A 25,092-nucleotide genomic window follows, 5' to 3' on the forward strand; every position below is an offset into this window, starting at 1 on the left:
CCAGCCTACAATACAGATTATTTATGTTAAACCGGAAACAAATTGCATTTTATCTAGAAGATATTGAAACGCCCACAGGGAGAACCGTTAGTTTAATTATTACCGGACTAATTCTCCTCTCTTCCGCCAGCTTTATCGCTGAAACTTATCCGATTTCCCAATCCGTTAGAATCAAATTACAAACTCTCGACACCGCCCTTTTAGTTGTTTTTGCTGTCGAGTATTTACTGCGACTTTGGTGCGCTGACTATAAAATTAAGTTTATTTTTAGTTTTTTCTCTATCGTCGATTTGCTGGTGATTTTACCATTCTTTTTTGGATTTGTCAATGTCAGTTTTATTCGGATTTTTCGCTGGTTTAGAATTCTTAGACTCATCCGCTTTCTGGAATTGAAAAATTCTGTTTTTCGCATCAGCAGCGAAGATGGAGTGATTTTTTCCAGAATTCTGTTTACTTTGCTGGCGATAATTTTTGTTTATTCTGGTTTGATTTATCAAGTTGAACATCCCGAAAATCCTGAAGGTTTTGGGACTTTTTTGGACGCTGTTTATTTCTCGGTTGTGACGATGACTACGGTGGGATTCGGTGATGTTACTCCGATTTCGGAATCTGGTCGTTTTCTGACTATTTTGATGATTGTGACGGGGATTGCTCTGATTCCTTGGCAATTGGGGGATTTGATCAAGCAGTTAGTTAAAAGTGCTAATCAGGTAGAAACTGTTTGTACGGGTTGCGGTTGGTCTGTACATGATGCTAATGCTAAATTCTGTAAAATATGCGGCACTCAGTTAGATAATGGTAAGAGGTAATTGCGAATGGGGCATTGGGCATTGGGCATTGGGCATTGGGCATTGGGCATTGGTGGGAGCATCTCAGTTTTGCATTCATAGTGCGAGCGTCCCCGCTCGCGATTTGTATAATAATACGCGAGCGGGGACGCTCGCACTATAATCAAAAAAATGCTTTTTACAAAACTGAGATGCTCCCGACCTTGGGCATTGGTTATTAGAACCAAGCAATAACCAATAACTAATAACTAATAACTAATAACTAATAACTTCTTTAAGCTAAGGGTAACAAGATTTCAAATTCGGTACCGGTGCCTAATTGCGATCGCATTCTGAAGGCGCCGCCGTGTTTGCCGGTCACTATTTGATAGCTAACGGCTAAGCTCGTTTCTTTGAGGGCGCGTTTTTCGGTAGAGAATGATTCTAAGATTTTATTGTACTTGTTAGGTGACATTCCTGGGCCGTTATCTGCTATGCGAATCGAAACCCAGCGAACGTGTAATTTATCCAAATCACTCGCAGGTTCGGGACAGCAGACTTGAGTTGTGATTTCAATTTGAGGCTGGCGCTCGAAGTCTTTTATTACTCCACCTTTGAACTCTTTCGCCAATTCTTGACCGACTGCTGCGTTAATTAATGTATTAATAGAATTGGTCAAGATATTCATAAATACTTGGTTTAGCTGTCCTGCATAGCACTGAACTGGCGGCAGGTATCCGTAGTTTTTGACTACTCTGATTTCCCTGGTCAAACGACTTTTGAGCAGCAAAAGTATGCTATCTATGTTGGCGTGCAAGTCGGCTGGTTTGGGATAAACATCGTCGATGTGGCAAAAGTTTTGCAAACTGCTTGCTAATTTCCTCAAACGTTCGGCTCCGGCTTTGATGCTGGTAACTGTTCGGAGAAAATCGTTTTGCAAAAAGTCATAGTCTATATCTTCTTTTAGCTGTGCTATTTCTGGCGGGGGATTGGTACAGTGCGCGTCGTAAACTGAGAGCAACTGCATTAAGTTTTTGCTGTATTCGCTGATGTAGGTTAAATTGCCCCAAATGAAGCCTACCGGATCTAAAATTTCGTGGGCTACTCCGGTGACTAAACGACCTAAGCTGGCCATTTTTTCGCTTTGAATCATTTGAGTTTGGGCTCTTTCGTAGCGGACTTGAGTTTCTATGCCGCGAATTTGCCAGTAGGCGATGTTTAGTGCGTGAGGATCTAAGAGCCGGTAAGATTGGGAGTCGATTTGGACTACGATTGGTTCTGACTGCAATTCGGGCGATCGACGCAGAGCTTGTTGAGCCGCTGCCAAAATGGTTGTACTCTCTGCAAGCAATAATATTTCGACGCGAGCGTAACTGTAGAGAACCTTCAGCGGTAAGTGCAAAAATAGCTCGGGGCCTTGGGGTTTGAGCAAATATTCCAGCAGTTGTCTGCGGGATATCATCCCGACCAATTTTCCTGCTTCTATCAATACGGCTCCCGGGATTGGGCGATTCTGTTCAAAGATTTCGGCAACTACTACGGCCAAGCAGCTCGATTTAACCTGAAATTGATACAGGGGCAAATCTTGGAGGGTAGACTCTAGGGAAAGATCTTGATGGCTGCCTTCGGAGAGTGAAGGGCCGAGGAGTTTGGGACTTAATGTATTTGCCACTGAAACTTTTAGTTGCCGAAACACGCTCTTAAAGCAAAATGAGGACTTAACTACTAAGCTAGCCGATCGCGCTTAACTTGGATGGCCGAACCTGAAGGCTGTTCTTGAGTTAATCATGTTTTGCCAACGATCGGCAGGAGTATTTCAAATTCGGTGTGCTGGCCGGGCTGCGATCGCAATTTTAGTTTGCCGCCGTGCTTTTCTGTGATGATTTGATGGCTGATTGCCAGCCCCATACCGCTGCCTTTGCCTGCTGGTTTAGTGGTAAAAAATGTGTCAAATATGTGCTGCTGATTTTCTGGGGTAACGCCGGGCCCGTTATCGGCGATCCCAATGGCGGCCCACTTGCCCTCTGCGGTTTCTACCACTTTAGTCGTAATTTGGATTTGGGGCTGCCAGTTATCCGCGCACTCTGTATCTAGTTCGCGATCGGCTGCATACTCTGTCACGGCGTCTAGAGCGTTAACTAACAAATTCAAAAACACCTGACTCAATTGACCCGAGTAACCGTTAACTAGCGGCAGTTCGCCGTATTTTCTTACCACTTCTATGCCATTTTTAAAGCGATTTTTCAGAATTAACATTGTAATCTCCACGCATTCGTGAATGTCTATTTCTACTGGCTTTGTCTCATCCATGTGAGAGAAGTGGTGCAAACCGTTGACTATTTTTAGTAATTGTGAGGCTCCCCACTTCATGCCTTCTAAGGTGACTGGCAAATCTTCTTGTAAAAAATCAAATTCTATTTCTTCTTTGAGGGCATCAATTCGGGGACACGGTTCCGGATATTCTGCTTCATAAACCGAGATTAGCTGAAGCAAGTTTTCAAAATAGGACAGCAGAAAAGTAAAATTTCCCCAAATACAGTTGAGCGGATTTCTAATTTCGTGGGCTACACCTGCTACAATCCTCCCCAGACTCGCCATCTTTTCGGTTTGGATAAGTTTGGCTTGGGTTTGTTCGTGGAGCAATTTATTTGTCAATTGATGAATTATTGATTGAGCAACCATTAATTGGTGTACGTCTAACAGTCTGTAGGTCTGGGGTGCCACTTCGACTACTACAGGTTCGTAAACTAATTCTACTGATCTGTAAAGCGATTCCTGGGCGGCTTCTACTATTAATTTACTGCTAGGAAGCACCAGTAGCTCTTGCCTGGAAAATCTGTACAATACCTCTATCGGTCGCTTGAAAAACATTTCTAACCCGTAGCGACGGTTAACTTTTTCAAAAAATTGACGCCTGGATATGATGCCGACAAAAGTACCCATATTTGTCAACATGACACCTGGAAGCATGGAATTTTCTTCAAAAGCCTGGGCTACTTCTTTTGCCTGTTGAGTTAATTCTATTTGGCAGTTGTAGAGAGGCAAGTCGAGGAGAGTTGATTCTAAGGAGATGTTCCAAGTACAAATTGCAGGTATGTGTAACACTGATAACTCCGAGCTAATCTGATGCACAGCCAACATAGATGAAACTCCTGTTAAATTTTGTATGATGGATAACTTTAGTTGCTATTTATTGGTAACTGGTAATTGGTGGTGGGTAATTATTAATTTAAAAAATTACAGCAGCACCGGATTGGAAAACTCGATCGCCCTGGCATTGTCTGCTAAAGATTTGGTTTCTGAATCAATGTTAAACGATCGAAGCTTTTGTGGAACTTACGGAGCTTTGTTATTAACTTTTTACCATGATATACCATGCGATCGCCTGTTTTCGGAAATCTTAAAAAATCATTAAGGCACTTTGGTTATGCGTTATACCATTTTTGGGTGATGGTAGGGAATTGGAGAGCAGCGATAGCGGGCAATTGGTGAATATATGGGCATGGATCGAGGGATCTAGGGGGCGGATGGCGATCGTCCAATCCGCGCCCTAAGGGCAAAGGTAAAATCGGAATCAGCCAGAAACAAGAAGCAATCAAATGCAAGGGTTTCAGGAATTAAGAAAGTCCTAACCGTCGGGCGTTGCTGCCCTACCACTCTAAATAAATGCAACTTTAGGGAACTTCCCAACTCCGATTACCGTCTTACTACCGTTTATTTTTTGCAATTTACAATCTGCAATCTGCAATCTGCAATCTGCAATCTAAAATCTAAAATCTAAAATCTAAAATCCTCTCAGGGTTCCACCTCGGGCCAGAGGCGTTCTAGCTGATAGCGCCAAGTGGCGAGAGTCTGTTCGCGAGACTCTCGCCCGAGTTCCATTTCGCCCATCAATCCCTCTGCGTAAAAACGGTCTAAAGTCTGAAGGGTGGTTTCTATGGATTGTCCCTGCATCTTGGCAGCTTTGATGATTTGACGGATGCGGCTTTCGATTAAACCGCCGAAAAAGTCGGACAAACCTTGTTCTTGCAAAGCTAGCAGTCTGGTGATGGCGGCCGAGAAATCGGCGGCGGCGAGTGTAGCGCAACTGTGCTGAAACACTCCCCACAAAACGTTTTGATGTATGGCGTAGCGAGTTTCGAGGGTGGTGTCAAAGTTAGCTTCTAGCAGTTTCTCGAAAAACGGTTGAGCTTCTTGGGCATCGGCGATGGGTAGCAAAATCCGCAACCAACTTCCGTCTTCTGAAAGCAGGACTAAAAGCCGAAATTTAGGGGTTTGGACTTGCCAAGAAGTGGCAGCAGGCGTCTCAATATTTTCGCCAAATAAGTCTTTAAGGGTATTACTAATTTCTTCGGGAGTCATGGTAATTTTAGATTTTAGCTTTGAGATTGTAGGCTGGGGAGTTCTTTTTAAAGTTTTTGATGTTTACCACATACTTCAAGTATGGCTTAGTATCAAGTCAATCTAAAATCTAAAATCTAAAATCTGTTTACGGGAGCCAGCGGGGGTGATAGCCGGCAAAGGGAAGTTCTTCTGGCTGTACTTTGGCGGGAGAATTGTCTGCGGGTATTTCTAATAAGGGTAGCAGCCAGAGGCGGCTGGTGGCGATCGACTGTCCGCTATCGTTGCGGGGAGTGTCTGCTGCTGTGGGTTTTGCTGTTGTGACTGATTGGTCGAAAATTAATGCCAGCCCGTCGGGAGATAAACTGATTTGGGTATCTAGTTGGTTTGGCAAAACCAGCAGCGGTTTGATGGTTCCTACCAAACGAGTGCCCTCTTTTTTGAGGTCGATGGCGGCGATGAAAGGCTGTTCTTTGTAGCTTGCGGTTTTGAGGCGTTCGGCTAGCAAGCAGTAGAGACGCTGGAATTGGTTGTCTTTGTCTTTGCGCGGATCGAAATAAACGGCGATGATGCTACCGGGAATCCGCAGTATTTCTTGTTCTGCGCCTTGGTTGTCTAAAATAAAGAGCGATCGAGTGTAGTCGCTGTTGTATTTAACGTAGGCGGCGGCGGAGTTGTCGCGGGCCATCCCCAATACTTGTTCGTATTTCGGCAAAAATTCTACTGGATCTGCTTCTGGTTTGAGGGGGACGATCGCTAATCCTTGTTTTTGAGATATTACCATCGATTTGCTGTCGGGGCGAATCATAAAATCTCCGCCTTGTTGGTTCTCCAAGGGTTTGGGCGCGACTTTTTCTTCCAAAATCCAAGGACTGAAATCGCCGGGATTGCGGCGGTTGACGCGCTGGATAATGATGATTTTTCCGTCGGCTGAGAGGTCGAATTTGAGGTTTTGGTAGTCTTTGGAGTCTAAGAGTTTGTCGATTCTACCTGCTGGTTGTGCTGGTTGGGCTTGGGATCCGGGGGATTGTGGATTGAGGCCGGTGGTGACTGTAAATAGTTCTTGATTTAGGGTGCCGCCTGTGCGGGCGATCGATCGATCTGTGGCTGAGAATAAAATTCGATCGCCCTCGGGATACGGTTTAAAATCGGTGACAACTAAATCTTTGGGAGTCAGCGGTATCGGTTTCGAGTTGCTGCTGCTGAGATTGACTAGCATTAATCTGCTTTCTGTTTCGCCTTGAACGCCGATGTAAACAAAAGCTCGATCGCGGCTGCGGAAGGAACTGCTAAACGGTTGAATTGGCGTTCCTTTGTTTTGGTTGTTTTCTCCAAAATACTTGTCGGTGGCGCCGGCGAGTTTTAAGGTGTAGGTAACACCGTAGGGTGCTGGATCTTTGAGGGTGTAGGCCATGCGCCTGCCGGCCCAACTGAATTTACCTGGGAGGGGCGGTTCTAGTTTTAAGTTTTCCTCGACGGTGGAGTGGTTCATCGGCCGAAAGAAGTTGAGAATAAAGCCGGTATCTGCGGCGCCGATTTGTTTGTTCTCCCAAGTAAAATCTCGCACTCTGGGCGCTGTGCGATCGCCACTCAGCAGCAGCAGTCCCATTAAGACGCTCAGCAGTAGGATGAGGAAAATCGCTACCTGGTCGATCGGCTGTTTGAATTGCCCAATAGCGAAGGATGAAGGATTAATTTTTTTGTTAAAAATACTCACAAATGTTTCTCTCCTTTTCCTGCTGTAAAATTAACCGCCCATTTTTTCTATTTCATTCAGGCCAGGACGCGCTTCCAACTCTTAGAAAGCTATTTTTTTCACCAACAGTAATGGCTGCTACTTCTTTTTGGTTAGAAAAAACTCATTTTTGAAAGTTGTGGTGTGTCTTGGACTGAATAAAATAGACCTATGAAAAATCTACCTATATTTAAATATGTCATGAGTTCGTACCAGATCCTCGGGTGATATTTTATCGATAGGTAGTCCGCCACCCAGAGACTTTCTCACCAAAAGTATGATTGCTAGTGTCCCTAAAAACATTGCTGTCAACTTCATGTCCTCCCAAAAACAAGTTAGCCCTTCTTTCCTAAGACCGTAGGTAACTACTAAATAAGTAGGAATGTCACCGACAGCTACAGCAATCACAGCACCTAAATTACCCATAAAATGATATCCTACTGGGATGCCGATAGCGATACTCAAGAAAGTTGCCAGATTGCCCATAGCTGCGTACTGAGATTTTCCGATAGCTAACAAACAAGAACCCATCAAATTGTGGATAGTCGTGTGCCAAATACCTAAAGCCAAGATTGGCATCATCCAAGATGCTGCCATATACTCTTTCCTGTACAGTGTTAAAATTATCTGATCTCCAAAGCTCACAAAAATTGCTAAGCCTAGGGCTAAAGGGATCAGAATCAAGTTGCGGTTTTTGAGAATTTTGGCGCGCAATTCCTCGCGAGGTAAGTCTGCTAGCATCGAAATCGAGGGAAAAATTACCCTACCTGCGAGGGCGATCATTACTTGACGGGGCATATCGCCGAGGGTAAAAGCAATGCCGTAAATGCCCAACATTGTTAAACTAAATATTTTTCCGAGAACTAGGCGATCGGCTTGAGAACACAGAAAATATAAAATTGTAGACAAAAATATCCATTTTCCATACGAAAATATTTCTTTAACTGCCTCTCGCTCCCAAGCAAAGCGGTTTTTATGACCGCGAATCAAAAAATGGCTCCATACTAATTCCACTACAGAGCCTACGAAACCCCCTGCGAGGATAGCCCAGATACTGCGATCGAACCATGCCCAAACAATCATGACTGTAGTAGAAATGACCTGTATGGCCAATTCAAACATTACTACGTTCTTAACTGTCATTTTGCGTTCGAGAATGGATACGGAAGTAGATTTAAATCCTCCTATGAGAGTAGTTAGACTTATGACCGGAATCAACCACAGGAGACGGGGTTCTCCATAAAAAGTAGCGACTGGCCAGGTGATTAAAATTAAACAAAACCAAATAAAAACACTGCGAATAACTTGCATTGTCCAAGCGGTGTTGAGAAATTCTGGTTCTTCTCCACGCTTGTTTTGGATGATACTTGGGCCAAGACCTATGTCTGTAAATAGGTGGACACCTGTGATAAAAACGTAGGCTAGACCCATTAGACCAAATAGTTCTGGTAACAGCAGGCGCGTCAGGATTAGGTTGCTGCCGAATCGGATAATTTGACTGCTTCCATAGCTGGCGATCGTCCAGAAAGCACCTTTAAGCGCTAATTTTTTTTCAGATGACATATTCAGATGACATATAGGGAGAACTTATTTTCTAATTACGAGTCTAGTTGCTGAATTTCCTGTTGGCAACTGCTACAGGATGTTGCTGCTACTTTTATAGCTGACTTTACTTGATGTTAATTGTCCTACGGAGGACGGGCTCTTCTGGCCCATGCCACAATCTCAAATACAACAGATTTCAAGTCGCGAGATTAAAGTTGCCCACTGGCGGGATGCCCATCTCGCGATCGCCAAGGTAAAATTTAATCTCCAACTTGCTGGCTGTCTAATAATCATAAGGGTTTTTAGGCTCGGGAATCGATCGGAGGGAGGATGCTTGAATAATTAATTTGCGCTTGCCTTGCAGTTCTTCTACGATCGTCTCTCCTTCTATTTCTAGCCAACTGTCTGGGGCGAACGCGGTGCGACTTTGACCGATCGCTAATTTGACCGGCAACCCGATCGGATAGGCGTCCGCCGCGCAGCAGGTAATGATAAAACGCCCGATCCACATATATTGTTCTGCTACGTTGGGCGGGTGAATCACAAATCCTTGAACCTTGACTTTTTGACCTCTATATGTATCGGGTTCGGGATTGAAATTTAACAGCCGCACCCATTCGATGAGCGATCGCCTTTCGGGTTTTGTAGTATTGCGAAATTCTTGGGGTTGCAGTCTGGTGATGGGCAGGGATTCGGTGAGGCCTCGTTCGAGTGCTGTCTGGCTGGTAAATGTGCGTGGCGTTACCGCTAAACCGATCAATGCGACGCTCAACATTAAGGTGCTGCCGATACTGGGGGGAAATAAAGTAATGTGTTCAACTTCTGTACTTCTGGCAGATTTTTTGTTTGAGGATGTCCGGGATTGTTTGTTGGCGCGATCGACCTTTAAGAGTTCCCAAGTTTTTAACCCGCCAATAATCATTAAGCTGATTCCTCCCGCTACAGTCAACCCAAAGTAATTCGGGTGAATGAGAATGCTTAATTTGCCGGTAATCCAATATTTGAGGAGCAATATTCCCCACGCTAAGATAGCTAGGGCGTCCAGCCAGGGGCTAATTTTCTTGAAATTCATTTTTTAAGAGTCATTAGTCATTGGTCATTAGTCATTAGTCATTGGTCATTAGTCATTGGTCATTAGTCATTGGTTATTGGTCATTGTTTATTGGTCATTGGGAATCTCTAGTTATTTTTCCGTCTAGGCTCATTTATTAACCTAGATACAAATTGACAGCGAGGGTCATTAAAAATGTTAACTGAGCTGCCAAGACCATTAAGTAAATTACAGAGCGACCTTTAAAAATAGATAGCATTAAACCGATGCCTTTGAGGTCAATCATCGGGCCGAAAATGAGAAATGCTAACAGCGAACCGCTGGTAAATGTGGAAGCAAAAGAAAGGGCAAAAAAAGCATCTACTGTAGAACAAATCGATACGACTGCCCCTAATAGCAGCATCGCCAGAATCGAAGAAACAGGGCCTTGGCCGAGGTTGAGAATTAGTTCGCGGGGTGCGCCAACTTGAATGATGGCGGCGATCGCACTTCCGACAACCAACACTCCTCCCAATTCCCGCAACTCCTGTACCATAGTATCTAAAAGCAGGCGCAGACGCTCTTTAGAAACGCGGTGGAACATCGAGGAACGTTTCGAGGTTTTGTCAGTTTTGCCTGTTTTTAAGGGCTGTCGCTGGTCTTGTAGCAAAGATTCGATCGGCACTGCACCGCCCTGACCTAGCATAAAAGTTCCCGACTGCAACAGTAGCGGAGTGTCGGCTGGGGCGAGTTCTGTTTCGGACAACTCTGGTTTTGGGAGAGGAATCGCGCGGGCTACAGAAGGGTGTAACAGAGGTCGCAAATCTGTTTGGACGCTGAACACCCAGCCGATAATTGTGGCTATCAAGAGAGAAAAGACTACCCGCAAAACTACAATTTCGGGCTGATCGCGAAATGCCGTCCAAGTCGCCCAAATTACCACGGGATTGATGGTGGGGGCCGCGAGTAAAAAGCCGATCGCGGCTGGTGCGGGAACTCCCTGCATTAGCAACCTGCGGGCTACGGGGACGTTACCGCACTCGCACACCGGAAACAAAAAGCCGATCGAACTACCCATCAAAGCCGCCAGCAGCGGGTTTCGCGGGATGCGGGATACGAGTTTGCGTTCGTCTACAAAACCCAGCAGCAAACCTGAGAATAAAACTCCCAGCAGCAGAAAAGGTATTGCTTCTACTAACAAGCTGAGAAACAGGGTAAAAGCATTGTTTAACTGATTCGTTAGGACTGGTTGCATCGATCGCCTACTGGTAAATTGCTATCTCGTTACACGTATTTGGCTGAGCCCCTGTAGATCATACCTTCTTCACAGCGCTAAGTTAAGATTCAGTTAAAACTTTTTTGCGATCGTCCTCAATCTTATAGCAATCATTAGAATTTCCAGATTCTGGTAAGGACACGGCAGTGCCGTTTCCCTACAGATGCTCGCCTACAATCTCTATGTTCCCATATTTAATTAATTATTTTTCAGCCCTCTCAGGTTATTGTTAACAATAGGTTAAGACTATAATTCAAGGTTAATTAAGAGTTAAATACTCGAACAAAGCGTTAATACCCCTCAAGCCAATATAAAATAAAGTCAGGCATAATTGCCAGGGCGCATCTATCTCGGTCATACTCGAACTTGCCTAATACTGGAAGTGGTAAAATCTCATTTACCACCGTAAGTTTTTTGTGTAATTTAAAATTCCGTTTCCCAGGAGAATGTCGGCCAAAGCACTCAGCTACTCATCGACTGAGCTTTGGTGGCTAAATATCTGTTGGCAAATATAACCCCAAAAAAGCGTGCTGATGAATTTATGTTAAATACCTCCTGCATAGAAAGACCAGTCCAACCGCTCTCCCAGGCTGACTTAGGAGAACTTTCTTTAGATTCTACTCTCGTGGAATTGTCGCTTTACGCTTTTAACGTAGAAGCTACGGATTTGGGAATGCAAATTTCCCAGATGTTAGAAGCCAATCCGCTGTTACCGGGAGTCATTTTAACCGATCGAGGTGAATTTGCGGGGATGATTTCCAGGCGGAGATTTTTAGAATTTCTCAGCCGTCCTTTTGGGCGAGAATTATTTTTAAAGCGACCTGTGAGGGCTTTGTACCGCTTTGCCCAAACTGAGACTTTAATTTTCCCCAGCAATACTTTAATCGTGGATGCAGCCCGGAAGTCGCTGCTGCGATCGAAAGAACTGCTTTATGAACCAATTGTCGTTCAAGTGTCGCCTCAAAATTATAGTTTGGTAGACGTACACGAACTGCTAGTAGCCCAATCTAATATTCACGAACTAGCAACAAAATTACTGAGACAGCAAACTCAATCTCAACTAATTCAAACCGAAAAACTAGCCAGTTTGGGGCAGATGGTTGCTGGAGTTGCCCACGAAATTAGAAACCCCGTCACCTGCATCAGCGGAAATCTCGGTTTTTTGTCAAACTACTCAAAAGACATCTTGCAATTGCTGACTGCTTACGAACAAATTGTCGGCCCTAGCGCACAAATTGACGAACTCAAAGAAGACATAGAATTTGATTTCTTACAAGAAGATTGGGCGGAAATTCTCAAAAGTATGAAGGTTTCATCCGAGAGACTGACGGAACTTGTCACCAGCCTGCACACCTTCTCTCACATGGACGAAACCCACTTGAAAGAATCTAATATCCACGAGTGTATTGACAGTACGCTACTAATTATGAAAAACCGTCTCAAGTACGGGTTTAAAGTAGTTAAAAGCTATGGAAATTTGCCTTTGGTGAAGTGTTATTCTGGTCAGTTAAGCCAGGTATTTATGAATATTGTCAGCAATGCGATGGACGCCTTGGAAGAGCTAAAAGGAACCAAAGGTTTTGTACCTGCGATTACTATTCAAACTGAGGTAATAAACAGTGCTGACGGAGACTGCGTAAGTTCAGAATTAATGCAAAATTATGTTTTGGGCGATGGCGTCCCGCCCCGCAAGCTACGACAAAATGCAAAATTGCGATCGTCCGCCAGCCAAAATGGAGACTTCAGCCCAGAAGCAGCGGGAAAAAATCCCAATAATGCTTGGATAGCAATCAGAATTGCCGATAACGGGCCGGGAATTGCGCCCGAAATTCAGCGGCGGATTTTTGAGACATTTTTCACTACTAAACCAGCGGGGAAAGGTACTGGTTTGGGTTTGGCAATTACTCATCAAATTGTTACGGAGAAGCATAAAGGTAAGTTGAACTTGCATTCAACGCCCGGTACTGGTACGGAATTTGAGATATTGTTGCCATTAATTTGAAGGCAGTTGAGGATGAAGAATACCCGGCGGTTGAAACCGCGTCTATACAACCAAAACCCGCCTCCGCGGGTTGAAGAACGAGTTGTTAAAATTACGTTTTATTCTTCAGTCCGCGGAGGCGGACATCGTTTGTGTAGACGCGGTTTCCAACCGCCGGATCCTATCTTCTTCCAGCAATTAAGGTCGAAGCTGAACAGGCATTACTAAGAATGTGGCATTGACTCCGCCCAAAGGCTGAAAAATTACAGGGGCAAGAGCACCGTTTAATTGCAGTTGAATTTCGGGAGATTGAGCCGTTTTCAAAATGTCAACTAAGTATTTCACGTTGAAAGCAATATCTATGCTTTCTCCCGAAATCTGTGCCGCCATTGACTCTTTACCGCAGCCGACATCTTTGGCGTCTACTGACAAAGTAATTTCCTGATTTTCCTCGTCGATGCTACATTTGAGGATATTATTTTTTTGATCTGCAAAAACAGCAATTCTTTCGACTGCGGCTAAGAGCGATCGCCGCTCAAGAGTAATTTGCCGCTCAAAAGAGGGCGGAATCAACTGTCGGTAGGCGGGATATTGCCCTTCCAAGGTGCGGGTTGTCAGGCGCTGCTCGGCCCATTCAAACACTACTTGACCGTGTTCAAAATGTAGGGTGACTGGTTCAGTCCACTGTCGCATCACCAGCATTCTTTCTACTTCCCGCAATGCTTTAGCGGGTACAGTCACCTCAAATTCTTCTTCGGTTTCTTCACCTTCTGCTTTTTCGTTGGCAGTTTGAACTACTGCCAATCTGTGGCCGTCTGTAGCTGCAAATTCTAGGCAATCTTTCAGTACCTTTAAATGCACGCCTGCCAGTACCTGTTTTGCTTCGTCGGGGCTAGTAGCAAATAAAGTTCCTTTGAGTCCTTCTATCAAGGCTTCGGGCGGCAATTTCAGGATTGTTCCTGCTTCGATTGCCGGCAATTCTGGGAATTCTTCGGGGCCCATGCCTCTGACTTGATAGCTGCCAGAACTGCAAGTGAGACAAGCGACGGTATCTCCGGCTTCGTCTTCTAAAGTAATCTCTCCATTTGGGAGTCTGGAAACTATATCGTTGAGCAATTTCGCGGGTATGGTAAAACTACCGCCGCCAGTCACTTCTGCTGCAAAGCTGGTGCGAATACCCAAACTGAGATCGAAAGCTGTTAAGCTAACCCGCTGATTTTCCTCATCCGCTACTAAGAGCACGTTGGCTAGTACGGGATGTGTCGGGCGGGAGGGAACGGCCCGACTTACCAACGAGAGGTTGGCGTTGAGGTCACTTTGGGTGCAAACCAATTTCATGAGATGAAGGTTAATTAACCGGATTTGAGATAGAAACAAATCGTATCACAGAAAGTCGGTGGCTCGGTTTTTCTGTGTGTAGGTGTGCACACAGCACCAGATTCATTTTTAATTTGTTGAATTATTTTTCTGGGGTTCGCTCTGTGTAAACTGTGGAAAACAAAATTAAATGCTTGTCTGAAAAGGCTTGTAGTTGCTTTTTGCCTGTGGAAAACTTGTGGAAAAGCTGGAAAAAGTCGATCGCCCGCCCCTCGATCCTCAAAAACTTTTTTCAGCCAGAGAGTTAAGGATCTTTAGGGTGTCGATGATATCGAAGAATGTCCAGGTTAAAAGCATCCGTGATATTTTCCACAAACTTACGGTGATTTGTCCACAGGTTTTTCCACAGCTAATCTCAAATCCGATGCCACCGGATTTGAGATTACCCACAGTCAGGACACGACGGTGTACCGTTTTCCTACAATTGGCGATCGTTACATTCGAGCAAGACAAGCTGAAGTGCATTTAAATTGTATAGTCAAGTTTAAAAAAAGTTCTGTGGGGTGGGCCAGAAAGCCCGCCCGAAAAATACAATTTAGACGCGAAACAGCTTATTCAGCCGAGATATATTTGAAATTGAAGCAACGCCTGATATTACAGTCGCCAAACCTCGATATCATAGAATCCGTTTAACAAAAAAGTCGCCTCCCTACTTAAGCATCCAGCTAATTCTAGTGAGGACATCATTGTTTACCGTCAAAGCCTCAAACCCTTAAGTATATTGAATGCTTGATGAATATCAGATTCTGTAACTGCACCATATCCAAGTACCAAATAATAATTTGCCTCTTTTGCATCAGGCTCAAAGTAAGCTGCCCCTGACCACAAACCCACTCCTCGTTCTGCTGCGAGATCCACAATCTCGTCTGCGGGCTGATTAGGTGGAAGCTTAATCCAAAACTGCATACCACCACCAGGGAGTTGCCAACTCCACTCTGGAAACAACTCTCGTAAATACAGCGGTTATCAGAAAGATTCGCGGACGTTGTTGGGCTTGGGCCCTCTTGGTTTAAACGGTTATGTAAGCTGTCAGTTATACCTCATCTTTTTGAGAAAGGCTATACGTAGCGATCGAGTCTCGTTCTCGAACTTTCAACGAAACTTTTAGGACTAAGGGTAAGCATCCTATGGATAGTAACCACTAGAGGGTTTGCCCATACAAAGCACCATATATTTGGGCATTGTGTTGATACTAGGATTGGTATCGCTAGATTTTTAGTATCCTTTTTCGTTAGAAATCATACAAGACGAAATATTCCAGCAATGGTACACTCAAAATATCTTTAATTGGAGCATTAGTTAGCTCCAATGACGCCACATCATATATAGTAGTAAATGTTTGTTACTAATGAAACGGAGTTGATTAGGAATTGTAAATATTTATTGCCTGTAACGTTGTTTCCCTTAATGTCAAGGAACTTTTTCATGATGACAGTGAACAAGCTAGGTGCATCTATCTTTCAGGAAAACTACAAAAGCCCTTTGGGCCGATGGAATGAATCAAGTTGGATACGGAACAAACCTCTTCGGGAAGGTAACATTGAAGGTTTACCCTTTTCTCCAGATCTCGTCCCGTTAGCCGATCATCCTGCCATTGCGTCAGATTCAACTCATCGGGTAACGGTTCTAGCTTATCGACTCCTTGCTCATTTACAATTCACAACTTTGTTGGAATTGAGTCATGTCAATCCTGTTTGCAGCAGTCTGGCTCAAGGAAATGCACCCATTTTTTTAAGCACGCTTCAGCGCAATGATGCTCTGCGAATTTATTGCGATGAAGGAGGACACGCTCTCTTTGTTGAATTATTTTCAACTCAGGTGGAGGAGGCATTCGGACTCGATCGATCGGTTATTGGTCGTCCACACTTCGATCGCATCATCGAGAAAATTATTGCTGAACATCAAACTCGGCTGTCGCCCCATCTCATTCAACTGTTTTTTGTCACAATCTCAGAAACTCTGGTGACAAAGGTTCTTAACAATGTTCCCCACGATCCTCAAGTCTCTCCTATTGTCCGTGCGGTTATCGGCGATCATGCGGCTGACGAAGCGTTGCACAGCGTTTATTTTCGTGGCTTGTTCCCCATCCTTTGGCAAAGCCTTGGATCCTATGAGCAAGAGGAAATGGGACAATTACTGCCACAACTGGTATGGGCATTTCTGGGCCCCGATCGCCAACTCGAATACAGTATTCTGAGGCGCTTAGGCTTTAATGCAAAGGATTCGGAAGGAATTCTAGAAGAGGTTTACGTACCCAGCCAAATTGCTAAATTTGTTCGACAAGCTGCCAATCCAACCTTAAAAATGTTTGCAGCCGCTGGAGTGTTGGACGATCGTACAATTGAGCAAGTTTTCGCAGATTACGAATTGATTTAAGGGTGACTACTTTGAAACACGCCACTGTCATTAGACATATTGCCTTTGAGGATCTGGGAAGTTTAGTTGAAGCATTGAATCAGCAAAACTACACAGTCAGATATTTAGAAGCTGGATCGGATGATTTGACTCAGATCGATCGCAACACAAGTCTGCTGATAATTCTTGGAGGCCCAATTGGAGCTTACGATGAGCAGGATTATCCGTTTCTAATTGATGAGTTACGTCTATTAGAATATCGTCTTGCTAACGATTTGCCTACGCTAGGGATTTGTTTGGGGGCACAGTTGATGGCTCGTGCTTTAGGAGCGAAAGTTTATCCTGGATTGCAAAAAGAGATTGGATGGTCTCCTCTAAACCTGAGTCTAGCAGGTCAGCAAACACCACTTGCTCACTTAGCAGGAGATAAAACAGCCGTTCTTCATTGGCATGGAGATACCTTCGATCTGCCTACTGATAGCACTCATTTAGCGGCTAGTGCGATTTATCAAAACCAAGCTTTTTCATGGAAAAAAGGAGGATTGGCGTTGCAGTTTCATCCAGAAGTCACAGCTCAAGGATTAGAACGGTGGTTCATTGGTCATGCGTGTGAAATTGGAGCAACGCCTGATATCACAGTCGCTAAACTTCGAGAGGATACAATTCGTTATGCTGGACATTTATCAGTTCAAGCAGCGAAGTTCTGGGAAGATTGGTTAGCGTCTTTACCGCAGGCTTTCAACAGTTGACAGTTGACAGTTGACAGTTGACAGTTTGAGAGTATATGTAGGGTGTGTCGCCCTAAACAATCTCTAAAAAAGAGTGAAAATCGGTGGGGCGACGCACCTTACACATTGGGTGAACGAAACAACCCTCCGTTTCACATCGCCCAACAATTTTATTGTTGCAACATTTTTTCACGCATGATATTACAAGGGCGAAGCATTTCGGTAGACAATTTATTAGTGAGAACCAGAGATTGACTACCGAAATGCTTCGCCCCTACGAATATATTTGCACTCATTGAAATGCACCCGTCCGAATCCCTGTCATGGGAGCATCTCAGTTTTGCAAGAAGCATTGTTTATGGTAGTGCGAGCTTAAGAGCTCGCACTGTAAATGCAAAACTGAGATGCTCCCCCTGTCATGGCTTCCTTCTTTGTTCTGCTCAAGTCTTGCGGCTGACAGCGTTAATTCGATCGCTCAATTGACGCAAAGTTTGGGCTAAAGTCGGATCGGTATTCCGCAACTGAGCAATTTTGTCGCAACTATAAAGCACTGTCGTGTGATCCTTGCCGCCGAAAACTTCGCCAACCTTCGGCAAACTCAAATCGGTATGCTGCCGAATTAAATACATCCCGATTTGACGGGCAAAGCTAATTTCTCGCCTGCGGGAAACACCCTTCAAGTCTTCCACAGAAACATCAAACACCTCAGCCACAACTGCAATGACTGCATCGGGTGTCGCCTCTACGGTTTCAGTTTGCGGGTTCAAAATCGGGGTGATATTCTCCACAGTCATCGGCAAACCGGTAATAGAAAGATATGCTACGGCTCGAATTAAAGCACCTTCTAATTCCCGAACGTTGGAAGTGTAACTAGAAGCAATGTATTCTATGACATCTCGCGGCAGCCTCATGTTTTCATACTCGGCTTTTTTCTGCAAAATTGCCATGCGTGTTTCCAAGTCTGGCAATTGAATATCGGCAATTAATCCCATCGAAAATCTGGAACACAAGCGCTCTTGCAGGCGGGGTATCTGCTGCGGCGGGCGATCGGAAGCTAAAACTACCTGATTTCCGGCTTCGTGCAATGTATTAAAAGTGTGAAAAAATTCTTCTTGGGTGTATTCTTTGCCTTCGATAAATTGGATGTCATCTATTAATAAAACATCGGCTGCGCGATAGTGATCGCGGAAAGTTTGCATACTATCTTTGCGAATGGCAGCGATTAAATCGTTAGTGAATTTTTCAGTTGAAACGTAAAAAACTTTGGCGCTGGGGTCAATTTCTAAGCGATAATGACCGATCGCCTGCATGAGATGAGTTTTGCCCAAACCAACGCCGCCGCACAAAAATAGGGGATTGAATTCTCGGCCCGGAGACTCGGCTACTGCGAGGGCTGCTGCGTGGGCCATGCGGTTGTTGGAACCGACGACAAAGCGGGAAAATACGTATTTGGGGTTTAAATGGGCAGGTTTCGGCGGGTGTAGGGAGTGGCTTTCGGGGCTATCGGCGATCGGGGATGGCCAAATCATGGCGGAGTCGTTGCTACCACCTGTTTCATTTCCCCCGGCAATTGTCAAGTAAATTTCTACGGGATAGCCGAGAATTTCTTCAACTGCGTCGGCGATCGTTTTGACGTAGTATTTTTGCAACCAATTGCGAGCAAAGGGGTTGGGGGCGCTGACGATCAAACAGTTATTTTCGAGTTGTTCGGCTCTGGCCGTTTTGATCCACGTCTCAAAGCTAGGCCTGCTCAGTTGTACCTGGAGACGTTCAAGTATCTGATTCCACAGACTTTCGAGCGTAATGTCCACTGCTTACCTTTGCCGATCGGCATTCAAGAGATTCAATTTGTATTCTCACAGAACTCAGTTTAATCGAAGTGGCGATTTTGAATGTCGATCGATCGAGCGACATGGTGTCGGCTTGGGATCTGTTTGGGAACCCATATCTAGAGGCTCTGCCTCGTTGATAGTGGAGTAAAACAATTGCCCAAAATATTTTCCGTAACAATTATATACACGCTAAAGCAGTGTTAGACTCACCTTAACAAGCAAACAAGCGCCCCTAGCTGTTACTAGAGACGCTTTCGATCGCTTGTTTTTTTCAGAGCGACTGGCTGCCACCAAAAACGCTCGTCAATTTCCCATTTTTATGGTCTTTGTACAGACCAAGGAGTTTATATGCCGCTTCTAAAAACCTACAGAAATCTGTAAATCAAACTTAGCGGTCTATGTTTTGCCTAGAGCAAGTGCTATATGCTTGCCTTTTTGCTCAGGTTGGCCTACTCTTCCCAGTTAGAGACTGCCTTGATTAGCAGAGGACTTGAAATATTTGGTTTTTTGACGATCAGTTTGAGCCAAGTGTTTTTCTGTGGTTTTCATACCCAGTAAGCTTTAGCAACCCGCACTAATCAAGCGTTTCCCCAGTTTATCACAATTATTGTTGGTTTTCGTCAAATTCTGAGAAAACCTAGACAAACCTATGTATTTTGGCAACTGCCTAAAACCCTGAACAAAAAACACAAATAGCCCTTATTTCCCAGGCTCTTCCTCGCTTGTGTCTGATTCACGGGAGGTAGAGCCGATCGATTTATGTCCCCAAGTAGAGCCGGGAGACGAAAAAAAATGAGAAAAAATTTGAAACATGAGTGTAGATCAACAAGTTGTCTGAAATATTAACCTTAGCTAAAATCTACAATCGGCTGACCAAATTACTTTCGGTCAATGCTAGAGTTTAAGGGAGTCTGCCGATCGCCCAAAAATTTTGTTTGTGGCTCTGCGGATATAGCAGGTATCAAAGAGCTGCTAGGCAAGTATTTAAATTTGGCCCGAAAGCCTTAAAACGTAGCGATGAAGAGTTCTACTGGCAAATTTTGGAAGCAACCGGCAATTTATATATTGCTGCTGGTAACGGGAGCAGGAGCCGCCATGTTGGGCGATCGGCTGTCGGTTTCTCAATTGCGTGCAAATTCGGGGGATGGGGGACAAAGAACCCTGCAACCGAGATTGGAAGTGCCGCCTGCTAATACTAAGCCTCAAGCTAGCAAAGTCTTGTCGCCTGTTCCCTTGTCGGGGGATGCGGCTAATGTGAATTTTATTGTGGCTGCGGTGGCAAAAGTGGGGCCGGCTGTGGTGCGGATCGATGCTTCGCGCAAGGTGAAACCAGGAAATAGAGGGGTTTCGCCGGAGGATTTTTTTGGTGGACAACCAAATTCGGGCGGCAGGGGCGGAATCGAACGGGGTACTGGTTCGGGTTTTGCGATCGGGACTGACGGCGTGATTCTCACTAACGCTCACGTTGTGGAGGGCGCGGATACGGTAAATGTCACTCTCAAGGACGGCCGCAGCTATCAGGGGCGGGTGTTGGGGGCGGATAAGGTGACGGATGTTGCTGTGGTGAAGATTGAGGCGAATGATGTGCCTGTGGTGACGATCGGCAATTCTGATAAGCTGCTGTCTGGGGAATGGGCGATCGCGATCGGCAATCCTTTGGGTTTGGACAATTCGGTGACAGCGGGGATTATTAGCGCTACAGGGCGATCGAGTACCGAGGTGGGCGTACCCGACAAGCGCATTGGTTTTATTCAAACAGACGCTGCAATCAATCCGGGAAATTCCGGCGGCCCGCTGCTGAATGCTTCGGGTGAAGTGATCGGGATGAATACGGCGATTATTCAAGGTGCTCAAGGATTGGGGTTTGCGATTCCGATTCAGGCGGCGCAAGAGGTGGCGCAGGAACTGATTTCGACGGGGAAAGTCGAACACGCTTATCTGGGTATTGAAATGGCGACGCTGACTCCGGAGGTGAAGCAGCAAATTAACGGCAATGCTAACAGCAATTTGCGAGTTGCAGTCGATCGGGGTGTGGCGATTGTGAGTGTTGTTCCTAATTCTCCCGCAGCCGCCGCAGGTTTGCGGGCTGGAGATGTGATTCAAAAGATTAATAATCAGCCGATTATTCAGTCGGAAGCTGTTCAGGACTTCGTGCAAAATGCGAAGGTTGGCGGCAATTTGCAAATGGAAATCAACCGCAACGGGCAAATAGTTAATTTGAGTGTGAAACCGGGGAGTTTGCCCGTTCAACAAGTTCGATAATCAGTTGTCAGTTGGCAGTTGGCAGTTGGCAGTAGTTATTTAACAATAACCAAATAACAAATAACAAATAACCAATAACAAATAACAACTAACCAATAACTATGCCAGAAATCTTGCAAATTTCACAATTAGGAAATCCGGTACTGCGCCAACCGTCGCAAGTTGTCGAGAATGTGAAGGACGATCGCATTCAACAGCTAATCGACAACCTAATTTCTACCGTCCAACACGCGCACGGAGTGGGAATTGCCGCCCCTCAAGCTGCGATGTGCGATCGGCTGTTCATCGTCGCATCCCGCCCCAACCTGCGGTATCCCCAAGCACCGCACATGGAACCGACAGCGATGATTAATCCCCGGATTGTCGCTGCATCAACAGATACAGCCAAAGACTGGGAAGGCTGTTTGAGTATTCCGGGGATTCGGGGATTGGTGCCGAGAAGTAGGGCGATCGAAATTGAATACACTTGTAGAGATGGGAAACTTCACGGACAACAATTGACAGACTTTGTGGCCAGAATTTTTCAGCACGAATACGACCATTTAGATGGGATCGTGTTTTTAGACAGGGTGGAAAGCACGACAGAACTGATGACAGAGGATGAGTATCAGCAGCAATTTGTTAAATTACTTTAGCTGTGCAATACTGTTAGCCGATTGTTACTCATTGTACTGGTGAGCAGACTGTTCGTGCAACCTATACAAAGTAGTAAATTCGAGATTTTGAGATTACATAAGTACGGCGATTGCATCCTCAAGATGCCATCTTTTTTCTTTGCTTGAAACCCGCAAAACCAACCAATGCTAAAGCAGTTCCCGCAACAGTCATTGGTTCGGGAACTGGTTCGGCTGCCGTGTCTGCCAGTTCATACAACATAGTGTTACCAGAGCGATAGGGCGATCGCTCAACACCAAGAAAATGAGTGCGAGCGTAGATATAAGTTTCAGTATATCCCTCAAATCCAGATATCCACCGACCGGGATTAGATAATCCATTGGTATCCAAAGACCAGGCTGCTCCTGACTCGTATCTCGTGTAATACTCTCCAAATCCTGTGTCTGGAATGTCAACTACTTCGGTTAATCTGTCTGAACCCCTAGCTTTTATGCCGCGAAATTCCCCTTCAAAAAATAAAGCTATTGCTCCTGCTAAATCATAATATTCTCTGCGTGGCAATCGATATTCTGGCGAACTTGGTCCAGCTAATCCGGCAACAAATACAGTATTTAATCTCCCTTCAGAAACTGTAGCTTCTTCTATGCCTATTCCTGCAATCCCAGAGTTGCTAAACTTAACCAAACCGCTGGCAAATCCGGGCGCCTTCAAATTATACGTGAGAACTGCCGAGCGGGCGATCGGCATATCGGCTATTGAAATTGCTCCGTAGCAGATCGCTGTCCCTGCTAAAACTGCCAGTATGTTTCGAGTATTATTGGTCATAACTTTTCAATGAAGTCCCTAATCAACTCGCTCTCTAATCGATGTAACTAGAATATCCCTCATAATAAATAATGGCAAGCAAGTATCTACAATATTCACAAACGTTTACGTTTTAAAATATTTTTATCACTCATTTTCTTGTATAGTTGTTATTGATATTAAAAGTTGGTGGTATAATTTTTAACATTATGAACAGCAATCAACAACCTGAAAATCATCAGCCACAAATTATTTTAATTACCGGAAATATGGCTGCTGGAAAATCAACAGTTGCCCAATCACTTGCCGAAAGGTTGCCCAAAAGCGTTCACCTGCGCGGGGATATCTTTCGTCGCGCGATCGTGAATGGGCAGGCCCAAATGACGTTAAATTTGTCAGCAGAGGCATATCAGCAACTTCAATTGCGCTATCACCTGGCAGCAATGGCAGCGCGACAATATCTCCAGGCTGGCTTTACCGTTGTCTATCAAGACATTATCATTGGTTCGGCACTTGCTGAGATAGTTGCCTCGTTTCATGATGTGCCGTTGTGTGCGATCGTTCTGTGTCCCTCGGCAGAGGTTGTAGCGGCACGGGATGCAGCACGATTGAAGACCGGATATGCCAACGAAACCATGGTTTATGAATTCGATCGCATCCTCCGCACCGAAACCCCTCATCTCGGTTATTGGCTGGATTCAACCCATCTAACGGTTTCAGAAACGGTCGATCGGATTTTGGCACATTTACAAGATGAATCAGTGAGTTGACATCGCTATGTGCCGAATGCGCGCTCCTAAATCAATCGTTTAAAGAGAAGACATATGATCCTTGACATTTAAAATTTGTCGTATAATTGTTAAATAACATCAGTGATGTCGCGAACAGGAGAGCAAATGTCAATCAACTTGGAAAAAGGCGGAAGAATCAATCTTTCTAAAGAAGCACCGGGGCTGAAAAATGCCGGGATCGGTTTGGGATGGGATATCAACGCTACAGACACCGGAGCGGCATTTGACTTAGATGCTTCCGTGTTTATGCTGGGCGCTGCTGGTAAAATTCCCAGCGAAAAATACTTTGTTTTCTACAATAACAACGAGTCGCCGGATTCTTCTGTAAAACATCTGGGAGATAGCAGAACCGGAGAAGGAAGTGGCGATGATGAAAGAGTTACAGTCGATTTAACCAAGGTAGATCCTGCGGTGCAAGAAATTGTGTTTGTGGTGACAATCCACGAAGCGGAATCGAGAAGGCAAAATTTCTGTCAACTGCGGAATGCTTTTATCAGGATTTACGACACTACTACTGACATTGAAGTCACTAGATACGATTTGGATGAGGATTTTGGGAAGGAGACTGCGGTGGAGTTTGGCAGACTTTACAAGAAAGATGGCGAGTGGAGGTTTCAAGCTGTCGGACAAGGTTACAATTCAGGTTTGCAAAGCTTTGTAGATAAGTACGCCTGATCAGAAGGAAATAGAGAAGACGTAGGATTGAAACCTCGTCTAAAAAAACAAAGTCCCCAGAGGCGGACTGAAGAAAGTCAGGTAATTTCAATCGCCCGTTCTTCAACCCGCTGATATCGAGCTTTGTTTGTATAGGCGCGGTTTCAACCTAAATCTGATCAGAACTGTATTGCACGATAAACCTTACACAATTACAAAGATATGGCTATTAACTTGACAAAAGGACAATCGATCGTACTCAGCAAAAGTGAATTCGACTTATCCCGATTAACATTAGCTTTGGGCTGGGATGTAGCGCAAGCTAAAACAGGTCTTTTCGGTAGAAGCAGCGGTGCAAATTTTGACTTAGATGCCTACGCTTTGCTGCTGGGAGAAAATGGCAAATTAAAAAATTACAAAGAAGATGTAATTTATTACTCTCATTTAGAGTCGAAGGATAAAACAGTTGTTCATTCCGGCGACAATCTCACGGGAGCCGGAGACGGAGATGATGAACAAATATTTGTGAAACTAAGCTCTTTACCAGCAGAATATCACAAAATTATCTTGGGCGTAAATATTTACAATGGAAAAGACAGACAACAGCATTTTGGCATGGTAGAAAATGCTTTTGTGAGGGCTGTAGATGCAGCCGGAAAAGAAATTGCTCGCTATCGCTTGTCAAGCGATCCTTCCTATGAAGGCAAATTAAATATGTTGATGGGAGAAGTTTATCGAGAAGGTGGCGAGTGGAAATTTAAGGCCTTGGGAAATCCTTTGGCTGAAGATTTGAACGGTGTTGTCGGTTCGTTTATGCGGTGAATAAAAAGCTTCACTTGTGTTCAAAAGATAATTCATCTTTTCACATATACCCGCCTTCATTCAGTTGACAGTTGACAGTTGACAGTTGACAGTTGACAGTTGACAGCACTTGGGCTAGAAGGAAAAAGATAGGAGCAATGAATAGTCTGATTTTAGTTTATTCCTACAAGGGAGAGA

22 protein-coding genes are annotated in these 25,092 nt (G+C 44.7%); 11 read left to right on the forward strand and 11 right to left on the reverse strand.

The genetic code is table 11. The features are described from left to right. Positions 1 to 23 precede the first annotated feature (23 nt). The gene (locus JGK22_RS09640; protein ID WP_293175420.1) at positions 24 to 809 is read left to right on the forward strand and encodes an ion transporter; all 786 of its coding nucleotides are present in this window, start codon (positions 24 to 26) and stop codon (positions 807 to 809) included. A gap of 253 nt (positions 810 to 1,062) precedes the next feature. Here the strand turns inward: JGK22_RS09640 and JGK22_RS09645 are convergent, their stop codons facing one another. Next, a complete protein-coding gene (locus tag JGK22_RS09645; RefSeq protein ID WP_293175418.1) occupies positions 1,063 to 2,439 on the reverse strand; it encodes an ATP-binding protein in 1,377 nt (458 codons plus the stop codon). A gap of 113 nt (positions 2,440 to 2,552) precedes the next feature. Beyond that, positions 2,553 to 3,908 carry an ATP-binding protein gene (locus JGK22_RS09650; protein ID WP_293175416.1) on the reverse strand — a complete coding sequence of 452 codons (1,356 nt, stop codon included), beginning with the start codon at positions 3,906 to 3,908 and terminating at the stop codon, positions 2,553 to 2,555. Between the two features lie 25 nt (positions 3,909 to 3,933). Between JGK22_RS09650 and JGK22_RS09655 the strand changes: the two genes are divergently transcribed. After that, complete coding sequence (locus JGK22_RS09655; protein ID WP_293196584.1) at positions 3,934 to 4,182, forward strand: hypothetical protein; 249 nt, start codon at positions 3,934 to 3,936, stop codon at positions 4,180 to 4,182. Positions 4,183 to 4,562: 380 nt separating this feature from the next. On the opposite strand, the gene JGK22_RS09660 is transcribed toward JGK22_RS09655, so the two are convergent. From JGK22_RS09660 to JGK22_RS09680, 5 genes are all read right to left on the reverse strand, one after another. Beyond that, positions 4,563 to 5,129, reverse strand: coding sequence for a hypothetical protein (locus tag JGK22_RS09660; protein WP_293312758.1), 567 nt, complete (start codon positions 5,127 to 5,129; stop codon positions 4,563 to 4,565). A 127-nt stretch (positions 5,130 to 5,256) separates the two neighbouring features. Continuing rightward, complete coding sequence (locus tag JGK22_RS09665; RefSeq protein WP_293196586.1) at positions 5,257 to 6,825, reverse strand: hypothetical protein; 1,569 nt, start codon at positions 6,823 to 6,825, stop codon at positions 5,257 to 5,259. A gap of 198 nt (positions 6,826 to 7,023) precedes the next feature. After that, positions 7,024 to 8,406 carry an oligosaccharide flippase family protein gene (locus tag JGK22_RS09670; protein ID WP_293189492.1) on the reverse strand — a complete coding sequence of 461 codons (1,383 nt, stop codon included), beginning with the start codon at positions 8,404 to 8,406 and terminating at the stop codon, positions 7,024 to 7,026. Between the two features lie 265 nt (positions 8,407 to 8,671). Next, positions 8,672 to 9,460: a TIGR03943 family protein gene (locus JGK22_RS09675; RefSeq protein WP_293312760.1), complete on the reverse strand. Its 789-nt coding sequence runs from the start codon at positions 9,458 to 9,460 to the stop codon at positions 8,672 to 8,674. Between the two features lie 136 nt (positions 9,461 to 9,596). Further along, entirely contained in the window at positions 9,597 to 10,673 is a 1,077-nt protein-coding gene (locus tag JGK22_RS09680; protein ID WP_293189491.1) for a permease, read from the reverse strand. Positions 10,674 to 11,235: 562 nt separating this feature from the next. Here JGK22_RS09680 and JGK22_RS09685 point away from each other — a divergent pair. Then, positions 11,236 to 12,696 (forward strand): ATP-binding protein, encoded by a 1,461-nt coding sequence (locus JGK22_RS09685; protein WP_293189490.1) that lies wholly within the window; start codon positions 11,236 to 11,238, stop codon positions 12,694 to 12,696. A gap of 177 nt (positions 12,697 to 12,873) precedes the next feature. Here JGK22_RS09685 and dnaN read toward each other — a convergent pair whose 3' ends face one another. Further along, positions 12,874 to 14,013, reverse strand: a complete 1,140-nt coding sequence (gene dnaN, locus JGK22_RS09690) for a DNA polymerase III subunit beta (protein ID WP_293175402.1) — start codon at positions 14,011 to 14,013, stop codon at positions 12,874 to 12,876. A gap of 217 nt (positions 14,014 to 14,230) precedes the next feature. Here dnaN and JGK22_RS09695 point away from each other — a divergent pair, with 217 nt between their 5' ends. Beyond that, the gene (locus JGK22_RS09695) at positions 14,231 to 14,521 is read left to right on the forward strand and encodes a hypothetical protein (RefSeq protein WP_293175400.1); all 291 of its coding nucleotides are present in this window, start codon (positions 14,231 to 14,233) and stop codon (positions 14,519 to 14,521) included. 227 nt (positions 14,522 to 14,748) lie between these two features. On the opposite strand, the gene JGK22_RS09700 is transcribed toward JGK22_RS09695, so the two are convergent. Further along, on the reverse strand, positions 14,749 to 14,958 hold the full coding sequence (locus JGK22_RS09700) for a hypothetical protein (protein ID WP_293175398.1): 210 nt from the start codon (positions 14,956 to 14,958) through the stop codon (positions 14,749 to 14,751). A 519-nt stretch (positions 14,959 to 15,477) separates the two neighbouring features. On the opposite strand from JGK22_RS09700, the gene JGK22_RS09705 reads away from it, so the two are divergent. Together JGK22_RS09705 and JGK22_RS09710 are read left to right on the forward strand one after the other, a co-directional pair. Next, complete coding sequence (locus JGK22_RS09705; protein ID WP_293175396.1) at positions 15,478 to 16,428, forward strand: diiron oxygenase; 951 nt, start codon at positions 15,478 to 15,480, stop codon at positions 16,426 to 16,428. A gap of 2 nt (positions 16,429 to 16,430) precedes the next feature. After that, a complete protein-coding gene (locus tag JGK22_RS09710; RefSeq protein ID WP_293204404.1) occupies positions 16,431 to 17,156 on the forward strand; it encodes a glutamine amidotransferase in 726 nt (241 codons plus the stop codon). Between the two features lie 419 nt (positions 17,157 to 17,575). On the opposite strand, the gene dnaA is transcribed toward JGK22_RS09710, so the two are convergent. After that, positions 17,576 to 18,946 carry a chromosomal replication initiator protein DnaA gene (gene dnaA, locus JGK22_RS09715; RefSeq protein ID WP_293204407.1) on the reverse strand — a complete coding sequence of 457 codons (1,371 nt, stop codon included), beginning with the start codon at positions 18,944 to 18,946 and terminating at the stop codon, positions 17,576 to 17,578. A gap of 1,038 nt (positions 18,947 to 19,984) precedes the next feature. Between dnaA and JGK22_RS09720 the strand changes: the two genes are divergently transcribed. Together JGK22_RS09720 and def are read left to right on the forward strand one after the other, a co-directional pair. Beyond that, positions 19,985 to 21,229, forward strand: a complete 1,245-nt coding sequence (locus tag JGK22_RS09720) for an HhoA/HhoB/HtrA family serine endopeptidase (RefSeq protein WP_293204410.1) — start codon at positions 19,985 to 19,987, stop codon at positions 21,227 to 21,229. Positions 21,230 to 21,330: 101 nt separating this feature from the next. Continuing rightward, positions 21,331 to 21,864 carry a peptide deformylase gene (gene def / locus JGK22_RS09725; protein ID WP_293204413.1) on the forward strand — a complete coding sequence of 178 codons (534 nt, stop codon included), beginning with the start codon at positions 21,331 to 21,333 and terminating at the stop codon, positions 21,862 to 21,864. Between the two features lie 118 nt (positions 21,865 to 21,982). Here def and JGK22_RS09730 read toward each other — a convergent pair whose 3' ends face one another. Then, positions 21,983 to 22,669, reverse strand: coding sequence for a PEP-CTERM sorting domain-containing protein (locus tag JGK22_RS09730; protein ID WP_293204415.1), 687 nt, complete (start codon positions 22,667 to 22,669; stop codon positions 21,983 to 21,985). Positions 22,670 to 22,857: 188 nt separating this feature from the next. On the opposite strand from JGK22_RS09730, the gene JGK22_RS09735 reads away from it, so the two are divergent. From JGK22_RS09735 to JGK22_RS09745, 3 genes are all read left to right on the forward strand, one after another. Continuing rightward, entirely contained in the window at positions 22,858 to 23,418 is a 561-nt protein-coding gene (locus JGK22_RS09735) for an AAA family ATPase (protein ID WP_293189485.1), read from the forward strand. Between the two features lie 126 nt (positions 23,419 to 23,544). Beyond that, positions 23,545 to 24,114, forward strand: a complete 570-nt coding sequence (locus JGK22_RS09740; RefSeq protein ID WP_293312762.1) for a TerD family protein — start codon at positions 23,545 to 23,547, stop codon at positions 24,112 to 24,114. A 201-nt stretch (positions 24,115 to 24,315) separates the two neighbouring features. Further along, positions 24,316 to 24,915, forward strand: a complete 600-nt coding sequence (locus tag JGK22_RS09745) for a TerD family protein (protein ID WP_293175380.1) — start codon at positions 24,316 to 24,318, stop codon at positions 24,913 to 24,915. Positions 24,916 to 25,092: the final 177 nt, after the last annotated feature.

Origin of the sequence: Microcoleus sp. PH2017_08_TRC_O_A (genome assembly GCF_020738665.1) — a bacterium.
Classification (GTDB): domain Bacteria; phylum Cyanobacteriota; class Cyanobacteriia; order Cyanobacteriales; family Microcoleaceae; genus Microcoleus.